The sequence below is a fragment of the Flavobacterium sp. FlaQc-48 genome (assembly GCF_044007335.1).
Classification (GTDB): Bacteria; Bacteroidota; Bacteroidia; order Flavobacteriales; family Flavobacteriaceae; genus Flavobacterium.
Genome location: NZ_JBIPCR010000020.1, coordinates 1 through 20,612 on the forward strand (window position 1 = coordinate 1; position 20,612 = coordinate 20,612).

Below are 20,612 nucleotides of genomic sequence, written 5' to 3' on the forward strand. Positions count from 1 at the left end.
AAGAAACAAAACCACAAAGTATATAAACTCTGAACCTTTGTCCCTTTGAACCTTTGCCCCTTAAAAAAAAAATAATTTTCTGGGATCCAATTCATCATTTACCTCGTTTGGTTCATTTGTGTCGATGTCCGGTTCTGGATTAAGGTTCAAAGGGACAAAGGAGCAAGGTGAATTGAAAAAAAAAGGTCCAAAGAAACAAAACCACAAAGTATATAAACTCTGAACCTTTGCCTCTCTGAACCTTTGCCCCTTTTAAAAAAAAAAACTAAAATTTTCGGGGATCATTGTCAGGATAATCTTCATTGTCATCCTTTTCCTGAACATCATCTTCAATATATTCTTCTTCTTCCTCGTCGTCGTCCTGATCCAGGTCTTCGAGATCCTCTTCGGTTTCATTAAAATCATCGGACGGATTATCCAATTCGTCATTTACTTCGTTTAATTCATTTCCGTCGATGTCCAGTTCTGCATCATCGTCTTCTAGTTCGACTTCGTAAATCGTATCCTCGTTATCCTCGAGGTCACGATCCGTATGAAAATCATCATTGAGATCGTCTTCGTCGTCAAGATATCGCTCATCCGGATTGGGCTTGTTCGGGTTGTGGCCGTCTCTCACGGTATAACCGCGATCAGCGATTTCCTCGTTACTGTCCTCTGTTGTTTTGGTTTTGTCTAAATCAAAGAACTCGTCACTAACAGCATTGCTTCTGTCGTATGAATTATGATTTTTATAGTCCTTATTTAAAGTGCTGTTTTTTTTATCTGTAGTATTCATGACGTTGAATTTTAAGTGTTTCTATTTCACAAATCTAGGCAGGAAATGAACCGTTTTTATTATAAGATTATCAATTGTAATTGTATAATTAACAGATGGTTATGTTTTTGCTGTTCCATAAAAAAATCCGCTGTGAGAAATAGCGGATTTTTTGTTTTTCTTTTATAAAGACTTTAGCAGATAAAATACTAATTGTCATTTCTTTCTAAGTCGTCATCATCAAAATGATCTTCGTCTTCGATATGTTCTTCCTCATCAAAATCTTCTGCCTGATTAAAATCATCCTCTTCTTCCTGGGTATTGGTAATATAATCATCTTCATTTACCACTTGCTCCTCATTTGGGATGTTTTCATTTCGCGAGATATTATCTGAACGTAGCAATTTATCAATCGCTTTATCAATTAAAATAGCAGTATCAACATCCAAATGTCCGTTTTGATATTTCTGATGAAAAAAAAGAATGGCTTCCTGATAAATAGTATCTATATGAGTTTTCATGATTGTTGTTTTTTAAATTTAAGTACTACAAATTTATCCCGTCTCTACCAGAATTTTATTATAGAATTCTAAAATGGAATTGTATAATCTGCAGGTGTTTAGAATGCAATTAAAAAAAATAATGATATAACTCATCTGATAATCAGGTCGGTAATTTTGAGAAATATTAATCTGTAAAATTATTACCATGAAAACTACAACAAGTAAAAAAGAAACGGCTGCAAAACCGGCAGCTAAAAAAGGAGTAACAAAACCCAAGTCAAATGCCGCATCCGGATTGACAGAATTGTTTGAAGACGGACTAAAAGACATTTACTGGGCAGAAAAGGCGTTAACCAAAGCACTCCCAACCATGGCTAAAAACGCAACCTCTCCGGAATTAATCGATGCGATAAACCATCATTTAACCGAAACCGAAGAACATGTAACGCGTTTAGAGCAGGTTTTTGCACTTATTGACCAAAAGGCAACAGCAAAAAAATGCGATGCCATGGAAGGCTTAATTGAAGAGGGAAAAGGGATTCTGGAAGAAACCGAAATAGGAGTGGTGCGCGACGCGGGGATTATTGCAGCAAGCCAGAAAATCGAGCATTATGAAATCGCGACCTACGGAACGCTGAGACAATTTGCGGAAACCCTGGGACTGACTGAAGTGGCTTCGATTTTAGAACTAACATTAGACGAAGAAAAAGGTGCTGATAAAAAGCTTACAGAAGTAGCGGTTAATGCTGTAAATCTTGAAGCTGCAGAAGCGGATTAAAAGAGTCAATAACAAAACTAAAAAAGTGCGGCTTAAGGTTGCACTTTTTTGGTTTAAAAATTAAAAAGTATGCCAGAAGGTCCATCAATAGTAATATTAAAAGAAGAAGTAGCACAATTTTCAGGACAAAAAATTATTTCAGTTTCCGGAAGCAGCTCCGCCGACATTCAGCGCCTGGATAATCAGACTATAAAAGACTTTAAAACCTGGGGAAAACATTTTTTAATTTGTCTGGAGGATTTTACGGTAAAGATTCACCTGCTCATGTTTGGTACTTACAGGATCAACGAACGCAAAACACTCACGCCAAGATTAAGCCTGACTTTTAAAAACGGAGAACTTAATTTTTACACCTGCTCAGTTAAAATCCTCGAAGGAGACCTAAACGATTATTACAATTGGAATGAAGATGTAATGAATGAAAACTGGGACGCCAAAAAAGCAAAACAGAGTTTAGAAAAAATCCCGGACGAAATGATTTGCGATGCGCTTTTAGATCAGAATATTTTTTCAGGAGTAGGGAATATTATTAAAAACGAAGTGCTGTACCGGTGCAAAATTCATCCTGAATCACGGGTAGGAAAAATTCCGTTAGAAGACCTGAGCCGGATCATTAGCGAATGTTCTGTTTATAGCTTTGAATTTTTGTACTGGAAGAAAAAATCTGAATTAAAAAAACACTGGCTGGCCCACACCAAAAAAACGTGTTTGCGATGTAATCTTCCGTTCCATAAAAAACATACAGGGAAGAAAAAGCGCCGTAGTTTCTTTTGTACCAACTGTCAAAAATTAGAAGTATGAAAAATGAAGTTTTAATAGGGTGCTCCAGCTACAATAATCGGTTCTGGAAGGGGATTTTTTACCCTGACAATATGTCTGGTTCAGGGTTCTTTACCTTTTATTGCCAGTACTTTAACACCTATGAGTTCAACGGAAGCTTTTATAAGTTTCCTACGGTTAAAATTTTTGATAACTGGTATAAAAAAGCACCTGAAAATTTTATTTTTTCAGTAAAGGCGCCCAAAGAAATTACCCATATCCGAAAATTTAATGACTGCGAAAACCTTTTATCCGAGTTTTATAACGTTTGTCAAACAGGTTTAAAAGAGAAATTAGGATGTGTATTGTTTCAGTTTCCGCCCAGTTATTCTTTTACTTCAGAGAAACTTCATGATATTATCGGTAAGTTGGATTTAAATTTTAAAAATGTAATAGAATTTCGTCACCAAAGCTGGTGGAACCAGGAAGTCTGGGATGCCTTTTTAGCTCATAATATTACGTTTTGCAGCGTAAGCCATCCACAATTACCGCAAACTATTTTTAAAGATTTTCCTCTTATTTATATTCGGTTGCATGGAATTCCGAAGATGTTTTATTCCAGTTACGATACTAAAGAATTACTTGACATAAAAGATGCAACAGATTTAAAATCAGCATTTGTGTATTTTAATAATACGGCAAGCGAAGCGGGGATTTTAAATGCATTAGAGTTAAAACATATGTTGGAATAAGACGTAAACACAAAGAGGGCAGGCACAAAATGTGATATAAAAAGTTAGCCACAGATTAAGGATTGCAAAGATTTTAAAATCTCCATAATCTTTAATCTGTGGCTAAAAATTTTTGTACCCTTTCGGATTAAATCGTTACAATTTCAAGTTGCCTTCAATACCATCATCCATTGTTTTACCGCTTACCAGCGCAACGGCCATTTTTGCAATAGCGACCATTTTTCCGTTTTTGTTGTTCCAGTAGTAACCGTCTTCCGGAACTACTTTGATCACGCTTAAATTGGGGTCATCTTCACCTTGCGGCATCCAAACTTTTACAATAGGATCGTATAGTTCTTTGATGGTTTCCCTGTCATAAGAAATACTGGCATTTCCGTGAATGGTCAGGAATTTATCGTGTGGCTCAGAAAAGAAAAGTTCTACCTGCGGATTAAGTGTAATCTCGGCATTGTGGCTGCTGTTACGGTCAGATAAAAACCAAAGCTGTCCCAAATCATCAATTTTCTGAACAGACATTGGACGTGATTGAAGTCTGTATTCGTCGTAGGTGCAAAACATGCACGTTTTTATATTTTCTGCCAGATCTTTAATTTTATCTACAGCAAATTCGTTCGTAAGGTCTTTATGATCTCCCATGGCTTTATACTTTTTAAATTATGTTATATTATTTTGTAAAATTCTCATTTAGTGTGTACTAAAATCACGAATTTCATTAAAAACTTAATACTTGTAAAGTTGCCATTTTTATGTTTTTTGAGCTTACATAATTCAGGTTTTAATTTATGAGATTTCAAGTACTAATTTTTAAATTATCCATACAAAAAGGCATCCATTTATCTGGAAATTTGGTTATCTTTGAACAGGAACAATCCCGGATTTACAAAATACCACATGACTGATTTGACTATATTTTATACAGATGATGATGAAGACGATTTGAGCATTTTTACAGATGCAGTAGAATCATTACCAAAAAAGATACAGCTTCAGACCTATTCAGGAGGAGAGAAATTGTTAAATGCAATTTATAACCCGCCGCCTACGCCACATGTAGTGTTTTTAGATTTGAATATGCCCGGCAAAAACGGTTTTGATGTTTTGGCCGAACTTAGAAATTCAGAGGTAAAAAACAATATTCCGGTAATTATTTTCTCGACTTCAAACGAGCCAAGCATAATTGAAAGATGCCGCAACCTAGGCGCTAATTATTTTATTACAAAGCCTGTTTTAATGAAAGACATTGTAAAATCAATAGAGCATGCGCTGGAAATCGACTGGAAAAAATTTAATCCAACCGATAAAAACTTTGTTTATAAATCGTAAATACACTTATTGCAGTTCAGGAATGTAGATGTCAAAAGTAGCCCCTTTGTCTTTTTCGCCGGTGGCTGTGATAATTCCTTTGTGGTTTTCGACAATCTTTTTTACAATCGCCAGGCCAATTCCGGTACCTGCAAATTCAGCTTCGGTGTTTAAACGCTGAAATACTTCAAAAATGCGCTGATTGTATTCAGAATCAAAACCAATTCCGTTATCTGAGATTTGAAGATGAAGGTATATTTTATCCGTAAAATCTACCGTTTGCTTTATTCTGGAGCCTTTTATGCTATTTGCTTTAATAGTAATAACAGGCGCAACGTCTTTTTTAGAGAATTTAAGCGCATTTCCGATTAAATTGTGCAGCAATTGCCTAAACTGAAAAGGAATGATGGTAGCCTCGCCCAAAGGGTCAAAAAGAAGCTGTGCATTCTTTTCTTCAATGCGTTCAGAAAAATCACTTTTGATTTCTTCGGCAATATCATCCAGACTGGCTTTTACAAACACTCTTTCGGCAGAATTGGTTCTGGAATATTCCAGAAGGTCCTGAATTAAAGTCTGCATTCTCTTTGCCGAAACTTCAATCCGGCTGAGGTATGTTTTGGCTTTCGCCGAAATATTCTGCTCATCCAAATCAGATAAACGACTGGCAAAAGTCTGGATTTTTCTAAGCGGCTCCTGTAAGTCATGACTGGAAATATAGGCAAAAGACTGCAGCTCAATATTCATATTGATCAGATCCCTGTTTTTGATTTCCAGCTGCTCAGTTCGTTCAGAAACTTCTTTTTCAAGCTGATTGGTAAAATTCTTCTGGTCCTGAATATCAGTACTGGTACCAACCCACATCTGAATCTTTCCTTCAGCATCTTTTTGCGCAATCGCGCGGCTCAGCTGCCATCTGTATTCGCCATCAAAACGGCGAAAACGATGTTCAAGTAAAAAATCTTTTCCTGTTTTTATGGCTTCCATCCAGGCATTTACATTGGCCTGTCGGTCTTCGGGATGCACAATTTGAAGCCAGCCTTTTTTTACAATTTCTTCAACCGGTATTCCGGAATAGGTATAAACAGACTCATTAAAATAATTGAGGTTGCCCAGCGCATCGCTTGTCCAGATATGTTGCGGCATGGAATCAGCAAGGAGCCTGAATTTCTCTTCACTTTTAATCAGCGTCTCCTGGCTGTTTTTTTCGTCTGTGATATCCATTATAGTCCCCAGCATTTTTACAGGTTTTTTATTTTCATCAAAAAAAATTTTACCATGTGCCTTAATCCAGCTAATAGAATGGTCCGGTTTAATAATGCGTGATTCGTATTTGTAAATGCTGGTTTTGAGCGCTAACGTATAAGCTTCTTCTAAAATTGGCTTATCATCCGGATGCACCTGATTTTTAATTTGGGCACGTGTTATTTTTGCCTTTTTTTCATGTCCAAAAATGGCAGCTAAGTTTTCTGAATAAATTAAATCCTGAGTATCAATATTGAGGTCCCAGGTCGCAATCTCTGCAATTTCGGCGGCCAGACGGGCTCTTTCTTCGGCAGTTTCTACTTTCTTACGGGCTTCTACTTTTGTGGTGACATCATTGACCGTAATCATAACACCGGAGGCTTCGCCATCTTTTTCAAGTAAAGGCGTGTACTGGTAATCAAGATAGAATCTTTTAAGTTTTCCTTTGATATTTACATAAGCAATCGCTTCGTTTTCATGTACAATTTTCTTATTCAGGACAACCTGATCAAGCAGTTCTGGATATTTTTGTTCTAATAATTCCGGAAAAACCCCAACAATAGGTTTGCCAATGATTTCTTTTTTCTTTTTTTGCCAGATGGTTTTCATCATGGTAGTATTGGCCATTTCGATAATATGGTCTTTTCCTCTAAAAATGGCCATCGCGATAGGAGAGTCCATTACCAGTTTCCTAAATGCTTTTTCGCTTTCGGTCAGCAAATACTTTGCTTTTACGGCTTCGGTAACTTCATGGGTAACAATAATAACGCCTTCAATAGCATTTTTTTCGTCTTTTAAAGGATGAAAAACCAAATTAAAGTAGCAAATCTCCTCTTTTCCGTAACGATTTAAAGTGACTTCTAATTCGTCAGTATAATAAGGAACACCATCTTTATAAACTTTTGACAGTAATGGATACACTTTGTCTTTCGCTTCAGGAACCATAGCAAAAACAGGTTTTCCCACAATCTGGTCTTCTGTTTTATCAACAATTTGAAGATAAGTAGCGTTTGCCATCTCAACCATCAGATCATCCCCTTTAAGAATAGCTATTCCAAGCGGAAGTTGTTTGACTGTATTTCTAAATCGTTTTTCACTTTCTTCGACGGCAGCGCGGGAAACGACCTGAACCGTAACATCGTTTGCAATGGCTACAATACCCGAAATAGTGCCATCAGGCTCTTTTAAGGCTTCGTAGACGACATTAATAAAAGTATTGACAACTTTTCCTTTCCTCGTTAGTTTAACCGGAAGTTCATAAGCCGTGAATCTTTCCCCGGTACTATATACATGAAGTAAAATATCTTCAAGGCCCTGACCTTTAGCTTCAGGCAAGGCTTCAAAAATGGGTTTATTGATAACATCTTCTATCGGGCGTTCCCAGATTTCAAGCATCAATTCATTTGCAATCTCAACAACATAATCCTTTCCCCTGAAAATGCACATCGCATTGGGGGTCTGCAAAATATTGTTTAAATACCGCTGGTTGCTGTTCTCCAGTTCTTTATTAATTTTTACTTTTTCTGTGGTTTCATTACAAATCACCAGTACCCCATCTATTTTTCCCTCATCATTGTTTACCGGACTATAACTAAACGTCCAGTATACATCTTCCATTTTTCCGTTTCTGTAAATCGGCAGCAACTGATCTTCATGCCAGGTAGCTTCGCCTTGTGTAAGTACCTGATCGATTAACGGTTTTATAAAATCCCAGATTTCAGGCCAGAATTCGGCGCCTTTTTGTCCTAAAATAGCAGGATGTTTCCCATCGTTTCCAAGACTCGGACGATAAGCATCATTATAAAAACAAATATGATCCGGTCCCCAGAATAAAAACATCGGAAATTTTGAATTTAAAAGAATACCAAGCGTAGTGCGCAAACTTTGTGGCCATGACTCAACCGTACCAAGAGGGGTTTTAGTCCAGTCTTTAGCGCGCGTGAGTGCACCCATTTCGCCTCCATTAGCCGGAAAATAGTGATTTACAGTACTCATTAAAGGTTATTTTGTTTTGGGTTAAAACAATAAAGCATCAGCATTAAATAAAATGGTTTCTAAATAAGTTGAGATCGAATTGTTAAAATTAGTAAAATAAATATTGATTTTATTTCGATTTTTTTGAATGAGATAAGATTAAAATCAATTGAGTCAATTTTATTTGATTTCAATGATGAAATTTGATTAAACAACAGATTTGAAAAAATCTTAAATTCAATGGATCATGAAAAAAGAGCAAAAACACGAAACCGACTATATAAAAAAATACCAGGACGAAGGTTATACTACTAATTACTTGTTTGATGGTAAGTATCTAATAGATTCAGAAACGAAAGACGTCTATGAACCGGAAGATATTTTTATTGTGGCTCATCACAGGTACGAGGGAATGAGTGATCCTGATGATATGTCAATTTTATACATCATCGAAACTAAGGATCAAAAGAAAGGAACACATTTACTGGGATACGGCCCAACAGCCGACTTAGAAGAAGCTGAATTTTTTAAAGATATTCCAAAGGCAAATTATTCTAAAAATGCCGACATTAGTGAACTTACATAAAATAAAATAAGAGTATTTTTTATTTTGCTGGGGAGCAGTTGTTTCAGATTTATCTGAAGCAGCTGTTTTTTTTTAGTAAGATACTGAGATGCTGAGATACTGAGGTACTGGGATACTGAGATGCTGGGATACTGAGATGCTGAGATGCTGGGATATTGAGATAGTGAGATAGTGAGATTCTTAGATGTTAAGATTTTAAATTTTAAATCATAACACTAACTTTTAATTATGAAATATCTCTGCGGAATTGTATAATAAATTGATTAGCAATATGTACGAAATTTGAAATATCAAAAAGAGATAAAAACCAAAACGATATTTTGTACGTAAATAAGTACGAACCATTTTATTAAACCAGAGCATTATGAAAAAACTATACTTAAATACAGGAAGATTTGACACTATTTTTAATGATCTTAAAGATAGTTTTAAAGGCGAATTAACTCTTAATAATTCTGAATACCATTTGGCTATTAAATCAAAATGGGCAAAAGGAACCATTAGCGGTGTTTGTTTAGACAATAAAATGTCGCATGTAACTTTTGACCTTATATTAAATCAGGATGTAAGTTTAAGTATAGAATCTTTTGAGTCGGCACCCTTGTTTTTTGCGTATTGCGAAAAAGGAAGTCTGACACACAGTTTTGGTGCCAATGGCGAGAAAAAAAGCCTTAAAAGGAATCAGACGGGTGTTTTGAGTAATACATCCGTAATCAACAGTGTGTTGTATTTTGAAAGCCATAAACACATTCAGTTTTCATTAATTGGGGTGCCAACCAGTAATACTGATGAAAATCAGGATTTTGAAATGATTTCGCAATTGAAGAAAAGATTTAGGAACGAATCCGGAAACTATATTTATGTAGGGCACGGAAGCTTAAAAATTGCCCAAAAATGGCAGGAACTTAAAACACTTCCGCAACAGGGTATTGTTCGAAATTTACTTAAAAAAATAGTATTAAAAGAAATTGTAGCGCTAGAGATAGCCCAACACAGTTATAACTACATCAATACGTTTGTACCCATTTTGAACCTGGCTACGAAACAAATCAATGAAATCAAAAGAATTTCAGGCATGAATATTTCTGAAGTTATGAATGCAGCAGGTTTAGCAAGCCGACACTATTTGCCACGTATTTTTAAAGAAAAATACCATTTATCCTATAAGCCATACAATCAAAAACTAGCTAGCTAATAAGCATTACATATACTACTTCTCTTTACGAAAAAAACAGCTTTCTACGAGCTGTTTTTTTATGCGGTTTTGTGAAGGATTATGGTGAAAATAGCCCACGGATGATACGGATTCGCTTCGCGAAAATGCTGATTATCGCAGATTTTTTATGATTTAGTCTTTATAGCGATATAAAAAAATTTCGCGTTTTCGCGACTTTGCCCGGATTTTGACAATACACTTCAAAAAGAAAACTTTGTGTCTTCGTGAAAAAAAACTCAGTAGCTTAGAAACTTAGAGTCTTAGAACCTTGGCACCTAACTTTCCTTCTCATAATAAATAATAAAATAAACCATAATCAAATTCAGGCATAAAGAGACACTGTTGGTTATTATTATGGGTAAATCATTTTTTAAAATACCGTAAATAATCCAGACCAATATCCCGAAAGTCAGAATGCTGAAGGTTTTAAGCGAGATTTGCTTGACCTTTTTGGTTTTCCAGACTTTAATAATCTGCGGAATCACTGATATCGTAACACAGGTTCCGGCGAAGAGTCCGACAACATCTATTAAATTCATTTTTCTTGAGTTATTAAAGTTCTGAGTTGCTTAATCGCGCAAAGCGCAGAAACGCAATTTTGCAAGATTGAATCTCTGCCTAATTCTTAAAAATCTCTGCCCCTTTGTATCTTTGAATCTTTGCCCCTATAAAAAAACTTATCCTCCAACCAATTCACCACCATTGATATGAATAAATTGTCCCGTGATATAACTACTGTCTTCGCAAGCCAGAAACACATAAGCAGGAGCCACTTCTGAGGGTTGTCCGGGTCTTTCCATGGGATTGTCTTTTCCAAAATCAGACAGTTTATCAAAACTGGCTACGATCAAAGGTGTCCAGATTGGTCCGGGGGCAACACCATTTACCCGTATTTGTTTTTTGGCAAGCATACCGGAGAGAGAGCGTGTAAAACTTACAATTGCGCCTTTTGTACTTGCATAATCTGCCAGATGTTCGCTGCCGCGATACGCCGTAACCGAACTTGTATTGATGATCGTATCTCCTTTTTTCAGGAAAGGCAAAGCTGCCTTTGTGATGTAAAAATAAGGATAAATATTGGTTTCGAATGTTTTGTGAAGCTGTGCGGCTGTGATGTCTTCCAGCTCGGTTTGCGGAAATTGTACCGCAGCATTATTGACTACAATGTTTAATTTTTTAAAATAGGTATGGCATTTTTTTATGGCACTTTTGCAGAATTTCTCCTCTTTTAAATCTCCGCTAATCAATAAACATTGGCGGCCTTCTTTTTCGATTAGTTCTTTTGTTGTCAGTGCATCTTTGTCTTCTTTCAGGTACACAATGGCAATATCGGCACCTTCCCGCGCAAAATGTACGGCAACACTTCGGCCAATACCGCTGTCACCGCCGGTTATAAAAGCTACTTTTCCCAGAAGTTTTCCGCTTCCGGTATAATTTTCTCTGATAATCTCAGGCTCAGGATGCATTAAATATTCGTGGCCCGGCAGATTTTGTTTCTGTTCCGGAAATGTCTTTGTCTTTTTCATAGTAAATAAGGTTTAGAGCAATTAATCTGACCCTAAAATAGTTAATACAGAAGGGAAAGATTAACCGTAAGAAATTTAAGAGTATCCCAATAAAAAAGGTTACAAAATTTCAAGGTGAAACATGGGAATTATGTAACGAATTATATTTTCGATAAAATTGCTTTCTTCTTTTTTTTTATAAATTTGAGGGTTTTGCCAATGATGTTTTAGGAGCAGGATCAGATGCTTTTAAACCACATTTTCTAAAAAGCTTTTCAAACTTAAAAACAAATTTTATTCATAACACTTTACTCCCCCAGAACAGTATGGTATTGATCGTAGACGATATAAAGGCAAATATTATTGCCTTAAAAAAAACATTAGAGCTGCATGATATCGACGTAGATACTGCAGAGTCAGGTGAAGAAGCGCTCAAGAAAATCCTTAAAACCAACTACTGTTTAATTATAATGGACGTTCAGATGCCGGGACTTGACGGATTTGAAGTAGTAAAAATTCTCTCGGGAAACAAACGCACCAAAGACATTCCGGTTATTTTTCTTTCGGCACTTAATATCGAGAAAAAATATATTTTTAAAGGATATGAAACCGGTGCTGTAGAATACATTACCAAACCTGTCGATTCCGATTTACTGATTTTAAAAGTAAAGACCTTCCTCAAGCTATACGAGCAACAAAACGAATTAAAAGGGATAAAGGAACTGCTTTCAAAAGAAATCAAAATCAGGAAAGAAGCACAGGATAATCTCGAAATTAAAATCGCGGAAAGAACCAAAGAACTGGTTTTGAAGAACGAAGAATTAGAGATGAAAAATCACGAACTGCAGCAGTTTTCCTGGGTAGTATCGCACGATTTAAACGAACCCATCCGAAAGATTCAAATCTTTATAAAAATCATTAAAGAACTTTATCTCGCCAATGATGCCAAAGCAGTTGATTATGTAGACCGCACGATTAAATCGGCCGAAAGAATGCAGACTTTAATTACAGATTTACTGGCCTATTCACGATTGTCATCACAGGTCAAACCGGAACTAACCGATTTAAATGTGGTTTTGCAGGAAGTACTTTCGGATTTTGATTATCTTATCGAAAGAAAAAATGCTACTATAAAAACCAGTGAACTTCCTACTATAGACAGTATTCCGAGCCAGCTGAGGCAGGTTTTTCAGAATTTGATCGGAAATGCCTTAAAGTTTTCCGGAAATACGCAAAAGCCGCTCATCGAAATAACCTCAGAAATAATTTCAGACAAATCGTTTGACAGTCCCATTTCTCCACAAGGAAAATTTTGCAGAATTACGGTAAAGGATAACGGAATTGGTTTTGACGAAATTTATCTCGATCGCATCTTTATTATTTTTCAGAGTCTAAATGATCGTCAGTCTTACGAAGGAACCGGAATTGGATTGGCCATTGCCAAAAAAATCATCGAAAAACACAACGGATTAATTACAGCGAAAAGCCAGGTAGGGCAGGGTGCAAGCTTTATTATTGTCCTTCCGTTAAAATATGAATAAAAAAGATAAGACACAGATTAAAATCACAACCTAGTAATATTTACTCTGTGCAAAACAAAAAATGCACTGCAAAGTATCACAAAATTTTAAAGTAAAAACATGAAGAGTAATTTTAGAAGAAATTTATTAATAAGTTCGACAGTTTCGTTACTGGTTTTAATGATCAGTTCGACAGCTTCATTTATTAGTATAAAAAGCTTGTTAGACAGTAATTCGTGGGTCAACCATACACAGGACGTAATTTATAACCTGAACGAAGGTTCGGCCATAATTACCGAAGCCCAAACCAGCATGCGCGGTTATCTGATCACTGGTGACGAACAATATGTGGACAGATATAATGATGCCGAGGCAAAATCTAATACTTATTTTGATAAAGTAGCAGAACTTACGGTGGATAATCCGTCGCAGCAAATGCAATTAAAAGAATTAAAACCTCTTCGTGATAACTTTTTTAAATACCTGAACAATCAAATTGTAAAAAAACGTCTCGGAAAAAACGCTGCTATATTTGACCTTACTGAAGGCCGAAATATGATGAGCGATTTGCGTGCGAAAATTAAAACAGTAGAAAACACAGAGCAAAACCTTTTAAAAGAACGCAACGAAAACTCAGAACGCTACGGTAAATATAGTGTGATTTTGATTATTGTGGCTTTTATTATTGCCTTTATTATTTCAATTGTTTTTTTAATTAGAATTTTAAAAGATTTTAATGAACGTGCCTTACTTCAAAACGAGTTAGAGAAAAAAGATCGCGAAACCGCTCAAAGAATTGAAGCTATCAGTACAATTGCCAGCAATATCTCCAGTGGAAACTATGACATTCGCGTAGACGATAGTAAGGCTGATGCATTAGGCAGCGTGGGAGAATCATTAAATAGTATGGGGGTTTCACTTAAAACTTCTTTCGATTTATTATCACAAAAAGAATGGCTCCAAACAGGTATTGCCAATCTTAATAATGTGATGCTGGGCGATAAGACAATGCAAAAATTATCCAAAGATGTGATCGAATTTGTATGCCAGTATACCAATAGCAGTGCAGGGGTTTTGTATGTTTTAGAAGATAATCAACTTTTTATGGCTGGCGGATACAGTTATATCCCAAGCAAAAATAGGGAACGCATTCAAAAAGGCGAAGGCTTAATTGGACAGGCGATTGTTTCCGGAAAAATACTGGAATTGAAAACATTATCTCCGGATGATATTCAGATCAATTATGCTTTAGGGCAAATAAAACCTACTCATATTGTGGCCATCCCTCTATTAGATACCAGAATTGAAGGCGCTATTGAATTGGCCAGTGTCTACGGGTTCTCTGATTTACATTTAGAGTTTTTAAAAACGGTTTCAAATAACATTGGAATCGCACTTAAATCAACTCAAAACAGAAAAAGAGTGATGGAATTGCTGGAGGAAACCAAATCACAATCTGAAGAACTTCAGGTACAGCACAGCGAATTAGAAGCAATTAATGCCGAATTAGAAGCGCAAACAGAAAAACTACAGGCTTCTGAAGAGGAGCTTCGTGTACAGCAGGAAGAATTGGAGCAAACCAATGAAGAACTGTCTGAAAGAAGTGTTTTACTGGAAGAAAAGAATAATGAAATCCAGAAAAAATCAGAAGCATTAGAACTGACGACACGTTACAAGTCTGAATTCCTGGCTAATATGTCACACGAATTAAGAACACCTCTGAACTCGATTTTACTTTTAAGCCGTTTGTTGTCTGAAAACAATAACAAAAGCATGGTGGCCGAAGAAATTGAATTTGCTAAAGTAATTCAGAGCTCCGGAAACAGTTTATTGGGACTGATTGATGAAATTCTGGATCTTTCTAAAATTGAAGCCGGAAAAATGGAACTTGAATTCTTAGACGTTTCGACCAAAGAAATCACAGATACTTTATGGAATTTATTCAATCAGGTAGCCAAAGAAAAAGGAATTAAGTTTGAAATTATCTCTAAAGATGCACCAATTGTCATTAAAACAGACAAAATGCGTTTGGAGCAAATCCTGAAGAACCTGATTTCGAATGCAATAAAGTTTACAGAAAAAGGAACTGTAAGTTTAGAAATTAAAATAAACACAGACGACGATAAAATCATCTGCTTTATTGTAAAAGATACCGGTATTGGAATTCCGTTAGAAAAACAGCCTTTAATTTTTGAAGCTTTTCAACAAGCCGACGGTTCGACAAAACGTAAATATGGCGGAACAGGTTTAGGATTGTCGATTAGCAGGGAATTGGCCAAACTGCTTCGTGGCGAAATTATATTGCATAGTAAGGTCAATGAAGGAAGTACATTTACATTATGCCTTCCGGTGTTTGGATCTGCCATTCATAAAATCAATGTAGAGAAAATTCCTCCAACAGAATTTACAGAAGTAGAGGCCGACGAACAAGTTCCGGCAAAGAAAAAATACATCAGTGAAACCATTCCTGATGAAATTGAGGACGACAGAGATTTAGTTTTACCGGGTGATAAAGTCATTTTAATTGTAGAAGATGATATTAATTTTGCTAAATCGCTTTTGGCTTTCACCAGAAAAAAAGGATATAAAGGGATTGTGTCTGTTCGTGGTGATTATGCTTTAAATTTTGCACTAATTTATAAGCCGGTTGGAATTTTGCTGGATATCGAGCTTCCAATAAAAAGTGGCTGGGAAGTTCTGGAAGAATTAAAAAATCATTCCCATACCAAACATATTCCGGTTCATATTATGTCGTCGCACAAGTTAAAACAGGAAAGTTTGCTAAAAGGTGCCGTAGATTTCTTAGACAAACCGGTTGCTTTTGATAAAATTCCGGATGTGTTTTTACGAATTGAACATATCATTAATAAAGAAGCACAAAAGGTTTTAATTATCGAAGATAACCCGAAACATGCCAAAGCACTGGCCTTTTTCCTGGAAACCTATAACATCAATTCAGAAATTAAAAGCGAAGTTTCGCAGGGCTTAGAAGCTTTAACCAAAACTGAAGTAGATTGTGTGATTCTCGATATGGGAATTCCGGACAAACATGCATATCAGATTTTGGATGGCGTAAAGAAATCTCCGGGGCTGGAAAACCTTCCGGTAATTGTGTTTACAGGAAAAAGTTTATCAATGAAAGAAGAAGTAAAAATTAAAAAATACGCCGATTCTATTATCGTAAAAACAGCACATTCTTACCAGCGAATGCTCGATGAAGTTTCTTTATTCCTTCATTTAGTCGAAGATAAAAAAGAAGGTGATAACAAAAAAGAAAGCCATAAAAAGCTCAATTTACTGAACAATATCCTGCACGAGAAAAAAGTGCTCATTGTAGACGACGATGTTCGTAATATTTATTCCTTAACAAAAGCGTTAGAAGTTTTTAAAATGAATGTCATTACCGCATTTGACGGAAAAGAAGCCATTAAAATCCTGGCAGAAAACCCGGACACGGACATTGTTTTACTGGATATGATGATGCCAAATATGGACGGGTACGAAACAGCCGAAAAAATTCGTAGCAATCCTAAATTTTTAAACTTACCTTTAATTGCAGTAACAGCCAAAGCTATGACAGGCGACAGAGAAAAATGTATTAAGGCAGGTGCTTCAGATTATATCACCAAACCGGTCGATATTGATCAGTTACTTTCGTTATTGCGAGTATGGCTGTACGATAAAATTTAAAATAAGGAACGCGAATTTCATGAATTTACACCGGTCAATGAGTAAATTTAAGGATCAGAAATGAGTTGGATTAGGGAAATTCGGGACCAAAAAATAATGCCACAGATTCTCACCGGTTCTTTTTAATAAAGAAATCCTTTAATCTGTGGCAATAAAAGAAACAAGGGAAGTCCCGATTACACGAATAAAAAGGGAATAAAGAATTTAAAAATTAACGCTAATTCGTGCAATTGGTGGCAAACAAAACAGAACGCAATTGTTGGCGAACAAAATAAAAAGTAGACGAAATGAATAAAAAAAGACTCTTAATTATTGATGATGATTCTAGAAATATTTTTGCTTTAGAACACACTTTACGTGCAAAATCATTTGATTGCTTGTCTTGTTTAAGTGCCGAAGAAGCTTTAAAATTATTAAGTACAGATGAACATATCGACGCTGTTTTGATCGATATGATGATGCCGGAAATGGATGGTTATGATGCAATTCCTTTAATTAAGGCACTTCCTGAGAGAAGATCAGTTTTTATTGTGGCTGTAACGGCACAGGCAATGGTAGGAGATAAAGAAAAATGTTTAGAGGCCGGGGCAGATGCCTACATCTCTAAACCGGTTGATGTAGATAAATTACTGCTTATATTAGGCAAAATTTAAAATGGATTATGATTGAGGATATCGAATTAGAAACGCTTATTAATGATGTTTATGAATATTATGGTTTCGACTTTAGCAGTTATTCAAGGGCTTCCTTAAAAAGACGTGTCAACAGGATAATGCATTTAGATGGTTTTACTCATTTTCATGAGTTTCTGTCTAAAGTTCGATATGATACAGAGTATTACAAAAGAATGGTCGATGAAATCACGGTAAACGTTACCGAGATGTTTCGTGATCCTGCTTTTTATGCCGTGGTCAGAAATGAAATATTACCCTTATTAGGCACAAAACCGTTTATCCGGTTATGGCATGCCGGCTGTTCTACAGGCGAAGAAGTATATTCGATGGCAATTATGCTAAAAGAAGCAGGTTTATTGCACAAATCCTTAATTTATGCTACAGACATCAATGCCACCGTGTTAGAAACAGCCAAAAAAGGAATTTTTCCTTTAAGGATGATGAAAGAATACTCCGAAAACTATCGTGATGCGGGCGGACAAGAAGACTTTTCAAGCTATTATATTGCCAATTACGGTATTGCCAAGTTTAATGAAGAACTGGCAGAAAAAATGGTTTTCTCCCAACACAATCTCGTTTCAGATACTTCATTCAATGAATTTGACATGATATTGTGCCGCAATGTTTTAATTTATTTCGATAACGATCTTCAAAAAAGAGTCATTAATTTATTCGATGAAAGCTTAGCTGTTTTAGGTTTTTTGGCTTTAGGAACTAAAGAAACGATAAAATATTCTATTTCAATGAATAAATACAAACAGCTGGATAAAGAAAAAATATGGAGGAAAGTAAAATAATATCAGGCCGTAAAGTAGTTATCATTGGAGGATCTGCAGGAAGCTTAAATGCTTTAATGCAAATTTTACCTGATTTATCCCAGTTGAATGGTTTTGCCATCGTAATTGTTTTACACAGAAAAAGTACAGATGATCAGACATTAGAAGAATTAATAGCTTTAAAAGCAACAGTTTCAGTAAAACCGGTTGAGGATAAAGTACCCCTTGTTCCCGGATTTATTTATGTCGCGCCCTCAAATTATCACCTGTTATTTGAGAAAAACAATACCCTTTCTTTAGATATATCAGAGAAAATAAATTACAGCCGGCCAAGTATAGACGTTTCGTTTGAGTCGGCAGCAGAAATTTATGGAGAATCTTTGGTTGGAATTTTATTATCAGGTTCTAATACAGACGGAACTTATGGTTTGAAAGCGATTAAAAATGCCGGCGGAACCATTGTGGTACAAAACCCGACAGTAGCAGAGATGCCTTTTATGCCCCGTAATGCCATTTTAAATACCAATCCGGATTTTGTTTTAGACAATGCCGAAATTTTAGCGTTTATCAGTTCGATTAACAGCTAAAAGTTATTTTTTAGGTTTAACCATTTCATCTTCCGGAAGGACAATTTTATTCAGTTCTGCTTCTTTTTCAGCTCTTCTTTGTGCCGCTTTTCCTTTTCCAATAGGAATTCCGGCTGTCAGGTATAAAGATCGGTTATACACGTTTGGGCCGTCTCCTTTCATGACCGGAACCAAACCGTAATAATATTGGACTGTAATATTTAAACCGTTTCCAACATTCATATGATAACCTGCACCCAGGGCAATACCGGCATCAATAACACGTATCTGATCACGGATATTCTTTTTGTAAATTACATCATCTTTATCGACTTCTTTTTTGAATTCATCAAAAGCCTTGGCTAATAAACCAAATTGCGGCCCGGTTTTGAGATAGATATTATTTTTGAATTGGTACTTAATTAAAATAGGAACGTTAAAATAACGAATTTCACGGTTGACACTTCCGTCAGCAAAAGTATTGTCCAGATTTACATCGTTTAAAGAATATACCGGAATACTGTGCGCCCCCATTGGTGATTTTACAATAACCCCGGTGTTAATCATCCAGGCAGGATTCTTTTTGGACCTTAAATCAAAATAGAACCCAAGATTAAACCCTACATTCGTTCCGGAACTTTCGAGATCTGTTATAGTAGAAAAATTGGCGCCGCCTTCTAACCCAAATTCTAAAAAAGGAGAATTAAGTTTGTCGCCAAAAATTAAGGAAATTAAAACCTGAGAGCGTGCCGGAGCCATACAAAGCAATGCTGTAAGTAGTACTAAACCTTTTTTCATATAATTGGGTTTAAAGTCCAAAACGATACTGAAGACCACCTAAAACCTGCGTTCTGGTTCCTAAAAATCCGGCTTCAACCCTAAACATAATATGTTTACTGTATTGAAATTGAGATCCTACAATAAAATTCCACATATCTTTAGGTGCTTTATGCAGTGAATATTGTACTGTTGATGATTCAGCAGTACTTAAAGCGCCATCTAATGTAGTCAGGAAAGTTCCGGCTGAGGTCAATGCCCTGTCTGCCGTATTATGTTTGGCAACATTGGCAGGATTATTTTGTTGCGCAGGGGTCAATCCGTTCCACCAGGTATCAACTTTTGTCTGGTTTTCAGCCACTTTATCCAGGCCATTATTTACTTTTTGCTCAGCATCTTCCAGATTCAAAACATCCCCCAGGGAAATAGTTCCATTCGTATCCCCTGAAATGTGTACCCTAAATCCGCCAACCCACAATGCAATATTTCGATCCGGTTTACGCAACTTAAACGTTTTGCCCAGTCGCGGGCCAAAAATATATGAAAATGCAGGTTTGTCGAGAGAACTAATATCGGTCCAGGCCATATTCATGTCAAGTGCCAGCCAGCCCCCGCCAATACCAATAGTAGGCGTCATCCCAAACCCGAATGTTGTAGCGTCAAAATTAGCGCTGCTATTAATAGAAGTAATTTGTGTCCAGTTATTATCAGCATCCGGAATCCAGATTCCGGCATTTATTTTTGTAGTGGTTTTTGACTGACCAAAAATTCCATATACATTTAAAAAAGGCAGCAGCCAGACATCGGGTCTGATAGTAACCGAACTGGTAACTACAGAAGATTTATCAAAGCGGACAATTTCATCTAAATTATATAAAGGGCCATTATTAAACCCAACTTCTAAATCTTTTATGATAATGTCTGAATCCTGCCAGAAATAATTGATAGAAAGTCCGGCAGAATACGGTAACTTATATCCTTTTTGAGCTACTTTTTCTCCCCAGATAGGTAAGGCATAAGGGTATTTTTCTATGGCAAGACTGTCTTTTAGTTGCTGGTTTTTTTCTCCTACGATTTTTTCGGTATAGACTTGCCCGAAAATTTGCATGCTAAAGAATAGTAAAAAGGCTGATAGTAGTGTATTATATTTCATTGACTTTTGTTTTTTTAATGATTAATTAATAGAACTGCGTAAAATAAATATGTACTAAAATATTCTTGAGGAAATGTATGTGTAT

At 36.1% G+C, this 20,612-nt stretch carries 19 protein-coding genes; 11 read left to right on the plus strand and 8 right to left on the minus strand.

Annotated elements, in window-relative coordinates; translation table 11 throughout:
* Window positions 1-265: 265 nt before the first annotated feature.
* Window positions 266-775 (minus strand): hypothetical protein, encoded by a 510-nt coding sequence (locus ACHRWY_RS23155; RefSeq protein WP_395357757.1) that lies wholly within the window; start codon window positions 773-775, stop codon window positions 266-268.
* A gap of 188 nt (window positions 776-963) precedes the next feature.
* Window positions 964-1,275 (minus strand): hypothetical protein, encoded by a 312-nt coding sequence (locus ACHRWY_RS23160; protein ID WP_395357758.1) that lies wholly within the window; start codon window positions 1,273-1,275, stop codon window positions 964-966.
* A gap of 187 nt (window positions 1,276-1,462) precedes the next feature.
* Here ACHRWY_RS23160 and ACHRWY_RS23165 point away from each other — a divergent pair, with 187 nt between their 5' ends.
* From ACHRWY_RS23165 to ACHRWY_RS23175, 3 genes are all read left to right on the plus strand, one after another.
* Window positions 1,463-2,035 carry a ferritin-like domain-containing protein gene (locus tag ACHRWY_RS23165; protein WP_395357759.1) on the plus strand — a complete coding sequence of 191 codons (573 nt, stop codon included), beginning with the start codon at window positions 1,463-1,465 and terminating at the stop codon, window positions 2,033-2,035.
* 69 nt (window positions 2,036-2,104) lie between these two features.
* Window positions 2,105-2,836, plus strand: coding sequence for a DNA-formamidopyrimidine glycosylase family protein (locus ACHRWY_RS23170; RefSeq protein ID WP_395357760.1), 732 nt, complete (start codon window positions 2,105-2,107; stop codon window positions 2,834-2,836).
* Window positions 2,833-3,546: a DUF72 domain-containing protein gene (locus tag ACHRWY_RS23175; RefSeq protein ID WP_395357761.1), complete on the plus strand. Its 714-nt coding sequence runs from the start codon at window positions 2,833-2,835 to the stop codon at window positions 3,544-3,546. Before ACHRWY_RS23170 ends, ACHRWY_RS23175 begins: the two co-directional genes overlap by 4 nt.
* Window positions 3,547-3,681: 135 nt before the next feature.
* On the opposite strand, the gene ACHRWY_RS23180 is transcribed toward ACHRWY_RS23175, so the two are convergent.
* Complete coding sequence (locus tag ACHRWY_RS23180) at window positions 3,682-4,182, minus strand: pyridoxamine 5'-phosphate oxidase family protein (protein WP_395357762.1); 501 nt, start codon at window positions 4,180-4,182, stop codon at window positions 3,682-3,684.
* A 219-nt stretch (window positions 4,183-4,401) separates the two neighbouring features.
* On the opposite strand from ACHRWY_RS23180, the gene ACHRWY_RS23185 reads away from it, so the two are divergent.
* Complete coding sequence (locus tag ACHRWY_RS23185; protein WP_395357763.1) at window positions 4,402-4,869, plus strand: response regulator; 468 nt, start codon at window positions 4,402-4,404, stop codon at window positions 4,867-4,869.
* A gap of 6 nt (window positions 4,870-4,875) precedes the next feature.
* Here ACHRWY_RS23185 and ACHRWY_RS23190 read toward each other — a convergent pair whose 3' ends face one another.
* Entirely contained in the window at window positions 4,876-8,085 is a 3,210-nt protein-coding gene (locus ACHRWY_RS23190) for a PAS domain-containing protein (protein WP_395357764.1), read from the minus strand.
* A gap of 226 nt (window positions 8,086-8,311) precedes the next feature.
* Here ACHRWY_RS23190 and ACHRWY_RS23195 point away from each other — a divergent pair, with 226 nt between their 5' ends.
* Entirely contained in the window at window positions 8,312-8,650 is a 339-nt protein-coding gene (locus ACHRWY_RS23195; protein WP_395357765.1) for a hypothetical protein, read from the plus strand.
* 364 nt (window positions 8,651-9,014) lie between these two features.
* Window positions 9,015-9,845, plus strand: a complete 831-nt coding sequence (locus tag ACHRWY_RS23200; RefSeq protein WP_395357766.1) for a hypothetical protein — start codon at window positions 9,015-9,017, stop codon at window positions 9,843-9,845.
* 296 nt (window positions 9,846-10,141) lie between these two features.
* Here ACHRWY_RS23200 and ACHRWY_RS23205 read toward each other — a convergent pair whose 3' ends face one another.
* Both ACHRWY_RS23205 and ACHRWY_RS23210 read right to left on the minus strand, forming a co-directional pair.
* The gene (locus ACHRWY_RS23205; RefSeq protein ID WP_395357767.1) at window positions 10,142-10,405 is read right to left on the minus strand and encodes a SemiSWEET family sugar transporter; all 264 of its coding nucleotides are present in this window, start codon (window positions 10,403-10,405) and stop codon (window positions 10,142-10,144) included.
* A 138-nt stretch (window positions 10,406-10,543) separates the two neighbouring features.
* The gene (locus ACHRWY_RS23210; protein ID WP_395357768.1) at window positions 10,544-11,392 is read right to left on the minus strand and encodes an SDR family oxidoreductase; all 849 of its coding nucleotides are present in this window, start codon (window positions 11,390-11,392) and stop codon (window positions 10,544-10,546) included.
* A 305-nt stretch (window positions 11,393-11,697) separates the two neighbouring features.
* Between ACHRWY_RS23210 and ACHRWY_RS23215 the strand changes: the two genes are divergently transcribed.
* From ACHRWY_RS23215 to ACHRWY_RS23235, 5 genes are all read left to right on the plus strand, one after another.
* Complete coding sequence (locus ACHRWY_RS23215) at window positions 11,698-12,912, plus strand: response regulator (RefSeq protein WP_395357769.1); 1,215 nt, start codon at window positions 11,698-11,700, stop codon at window positions 12,910-12,912.
* 99 nt (window positions 12,913-13,011) lie between these two features.
* Window positions 13,012-16,581: a response regulator gene (locus ACHRWY_RS23220; RefSeq protein WP_395357770.1), complete on the plus strand. Its 3,570-nt coding sequence runs from the start codon at window positions 13,012-13,014 to the stop codon at window positions 16,579-16,581.
* A gap of 287 nt (window positions 16,582-16,868) precedes the next feature.
* Window positions 16,869-17,234 carry a response regulator gene (locus ACHRWY_RS23225; protein ID WP_395357771.1) on the plus strand — a complete coding sequence of 122 codons (366 nt, stop codon included), beginning with the start codon at window positions 16,869-16,871 and terminating at the stop codon, window positions 17,232-17,234.
* An 8-nt stretch (window positions 17,235-17,242) separates the two neighbouring features.
* Window positions 17,243-18,052 carry a CheR family methyltransferase gene (locus ACHRWY_RS23230; protein WP_395357772.1) on the plus strand — a complete coding sequence of 270 codons (810 nt, stop codon included), beginning with the start codon at window positions 17,243-17,245 and terminating at the stop codon, window positions 18,050-18,052.
* Window positions 18,034-18,618: a chemotaxis protein CheB gene (locus ACHRWY_RS23235; protein ID WP_395357773.1), complete on the plus strand. Its 585-nt coding sequence runs from the start codon at window positions 18,034-18,036 to the stop codon at window positions 18,616-18,618. Before ACHRWY_RS23230 ends, ACHRWY_RS23235 begins: the two co-directional genes overlap by 19 nt.
* A gap of 3 nt (window positions 18,619-18,621) precedes the next feature.
* On the opposite strand, the gene ACHRWY_RS23240 is transcribed toward ACHRWY_RS23235, so the two are convergent.
* Window positions 18,622-19,395, minus strand: coding sequence for a porin family protein (locus tag ACHRWY_RS23240; RefSeq protein WP_395357774.1), 774 nt, complete (start codon window positions 19,393-19,395; stop codon window positions 18,622-18,624).
* A gap of 10 nt (window positions 19,396-19,405) precedes the next feature.
* Window positions 19,406-20,527 carry a hypothetical protein gene (locus tag ACHRWY_RS23245; RefSeq protein WP_395357775.1) on the minus strand — a complete coding sequence of 374 codons (1,122 nt, stop codon included), beginning with the start codon at window positions 20,525-20,527 and terminating at the stop codon, window positions 19,406-19,408.
* Window positions 20,528-20,612 lie beyond the last annotated feature (85 nt).